This is a genomic window from Pseudomonas sp. SG-MS2 (assembly GCF_009933855.1).
Taxonomy (GTDB): domain Bacteria; phylum Pseudomonadota; class Gammaproteobacteria; order Pseudomonadales; family Pseudomonadaceae; genus Aquipseudomonas; species Aquipseudomonas putida_E.
The window spans coordinates 1-2,610 of record NZ_MOMO01000221.1 but is presented as its reverse complement, the minus strand read 5'-3'; the positions used below and the strand labels follow the sequence as shown (position 1 = coordinate 2,610).

The following is a 2,610-nucleotide window of genomic DNA, read 5'->3' as shown; positions in this document are numbered from 1 at the left end:
ATAATCGAGTGTGTGCAGGGCATGCCCGAGGGCCTCTGACAGGCGCTCAAAAGGCCTACTATCGGCCACCAGCTACTTCCCCCTAGGTAAATCAGTACAACCCACGGTTTCGGGGGTTTGAGGCACGGGAGATGCCGAAGTAATATCAATTTGATGGTGTTTTACGTTGTGTTCTAGAGATCAAAAAGGCGAGAATGCGCACGCTAAGGAAGCATGGCGCGCGCAGGTCGGCGCTCTCGTGGCAGGATGTCACCGGCTTCATGCTTCCACAGCGATGGCTCCTTGGAGCCGGTGAGCCAATGCCAACATGTGGAGAGTGATGTGCTGAGTGACGACGACAAAAAGCTAGCCGAGATCCTGTTTGGCCTCCTCAAGACTGCGACCAGCCAAACCGTCGTCAAGGACTTCCTGAGGACAAAGGGCATCCCGATTTCCGCGCAAAACTGGGACGATCTGTACGAAAAGCGGATCGAGCCGGCGCTGGCCGAAAAGAAAATTTCGGTCAAGGATCTCCGTGAACTGCTCCAGCAGGTTGAAGAGTTCGGCAAACAGCACACCTTCCTGTTCAAATGCTCACCTGATCGGGCGAAAGGCCTGCTCAACCCGACCCGTATCGCGGCCATCGCACAAGACGAGGGCCTGGCAGGGCTGTTCACTGATCCCCTTGACCTGGATCTGCCCGAGCAGCCCACGATCGTGGACATCCGCCTGCAGCGTCCAGATCCACAGAAGCTGCCAGCCTCGCTGACGATCAAAGTCGTGGAAAGCCGCGAGATTCGCCGCCTGTTCTCTGAAGAGAGGGATGCTGAGTCCGGCCAGTTCGTCAAGCGATACGCTACGACTAAAAAGCGAGCAGTGAACATCGTTCATCTGGACCATACTGGCCTTCTGGAATTTCGCATCGCGTCGCAAGACAACCAGGCTAAAAAGTATGCAGAACTTCTGCACGCATTAAAGTCAAAGGTCAGAAAACTTCTTCCAGATGAAGGCTTTGAAGAAGTTTCCTTGCGGACCGCGAAAAATAGAATTCACAGCGATCGTAAGGTATATGCTGAAGAGCTTAGGTATAGTACTTCAACTGCAAGAAATGAATTCGGCGTCATGATGCAAATTGCATCCTCGAACACGGATGAAAATCTTTCATCCGACGAGGGGTCGATGAATGCGCTAGATCACTTCGTAGCGCGTAATGGCGAAGTGACGGGAGCTAACATTTACGTTAAACTACCAGACAGTGATCCTCCCCGCGAATTGCGTCTTTTGATTTCGGGTGAGAGAAACGAGTTTGCGGTGACCGTAGCGTGCTCCGCCGGAGAATACGAATATGTTCGCGGAAAAGTTATCGCCTTTAATACATCGCCATCCTGACGAGGCCGAAGGCCTCAGAAAAATGGCGACTTTCATCCAGGGCTTCGAGAACCAGGATGGCGAAGCTTTGCCGCGAATTCGACTTAACCCAAATCGCATGTTCGATATCATGCAAGCGGGCACCGCCGCACACCTGGCGATTCTGATCAATATCCTGGTGACGGGCCGCATCATCAAGCGATTCCTGATCGTGAGATGCCCCAGCGGCGAAGGTATCTCGTTCCAATCGTATAGCGATATTCCCGAAGTGGTCCGTGACCCAGGCCATGATGTCGATGTCGAGGTGAGTGCTGCCATCGTTGAACCATCCTACCGGCTGGTGCTCGATTGAAGCCTGTCGACATCGTGACCCTCGTCAGAAGCACCTGGGAAAACACCCTTCCGACAAAACGACTTGCACAGCTGCAAGTCATCCGCGCAGGGCTAGAGCCTGAGTATCTGGATTTGTTCGATTCGGTGCTCGACATGCAGATGGCTAACATCAGGGACAATGCCGATATTATTACGCTCATGCTCGTCCACGGGATTCAGACCGATGGGGCCTGGCATGAGCTGGTGAAGGCTGCGTTTCGTGATGTCGCTCATGTGCGTGTCAAAGGCGTTGGGTATAGGTGCGTAACAGCCGCTCAGCTTGCAAGCCCTTTCCGCTCAACCCCCATCAACGTATCCGCTCCATGAAGCCCACATTCCAAGCGACTACCTGAAGCCCGATGCTGCGCTCCCGATTTCTTTCTGGAGCCAGTCCGCCATGATGCGTCCCGACAGCAAAGTCGAAAAGGTTTACCTCTACCCCAAGCCTGTGGATTTTCGAAAATCCATCGACGGCCTCACCGCCCTGGTCGAGCTGGACATCAAAGTCGCCGTGTTCGACCCCGTACTTTTCGTCTTCCTCAATAAAGCCCGTAACCGCATCAAGGTGTTGTACTGGGAGCGCAACGGCTTCTGCCTTTGGCTCAAGCGCCTCGAAGCCGAACGTTTCAAAACTTCCCCCGACGCCACCGACGAAGCCATCGTCCTGACCGTCCAGGAACTTAACTGGTTACTCGACGGCTTCGACCTCTGGCGCAACCGTCCACATCAGGTTCTGACACCCCGTTTCGTTGCCTGACCCGGTATAATCCGGGGCATGATTTCCTTGCCCGACAACCTTCCAGACGATCCCGTACTACTCAAGCAGATGTTGCTTGAGGCCTACGAAGCACGCTTGCGCGAGCAGGAAGTCAACGAAGCCTATGCCACCCA

The 2,610-nt window shown here is 54.2% G+C and carries 4 protein-coding genes; all 4 read left to right on the top strand.

Annotation, left to right across the window (positions count from 1 at the left end; all coding sequences use genetic code 11):
* Window positions 1-321: 321 nt before the first annotated feature.
* The 4 genes from BLX42_RS18450 (at window position 322) to tnpB (ending at window position 2,476) form a co-directional block, all read left to right on the top strand.
* Window positions 322-1,368: a hypothetical protein gene (locus tag BLX42_RS18450; RefSeq protein ID WP_161872346.1), complete on the top strand. Its 1,047-nt coding sequence runs from the start codon at window positions 322-324 to the stop codon at window positions 1,366-1,368.
* Window positions 1,325-1,699, top strand: coding sequence for a hypothetical protein (locus BLX42_RS26945; protein WP_256672038.1), 375 nt, complete (start codon window positions 1,325-1,327; stop codon window positions 1,697-1,699). The genes BLX42_RS18450 and BLX42_RS26945 overlap by 44 nt, the downstream gene beginning before the upstream one ends.
* Window positions 1,696-2,046, top strand: coding sequence for a hypothetical protein (locus tag BLX42_RS18440; RefSeq protein WP_178110739.1), 351 nt, complete (start codon window positions 1,696-1,698; stop codon window positions 2,044-2,046). The genes BLX42_RS26945 and BLX42_RS18440 overlap by 4 nt, the downstream gene beginning before the upstream one ends.
* A 70-nt stretch (window positions 2,047-2,116) precedes the next feature.
* Complete coding sequence (gene tnpB, locus BLX42_RS18435) at window positions 2,117-2,476, top strand: IS66 family insertion sequence element accessory protein TnpB (protein WP_009687920.1); 360 nt, start codon at window positions 2,117-2,119, stop codon at window positions 2,474-2,476.
* Window positions 2,477-2,610 lie beyond the last annotated feature (134 nt).

What these genes read in the sequence shown, in the direction of transcription:
- BLX42_RS26945 (WP_256672038.1), top strand. Translation starts at nt 1,325, where the DNA reads ATGTTCGCGGAAAAGTTATCGCCTTTAATACATCGCCATCCTGACGAG.
- tnpB (WP_009687920.1), top strand. Translation starts at nt 2,117, where the DNA reads ATGATGCGTCCCGACAGCAAAGTCGAAAAGGTTTACCTCTACCCCAAG.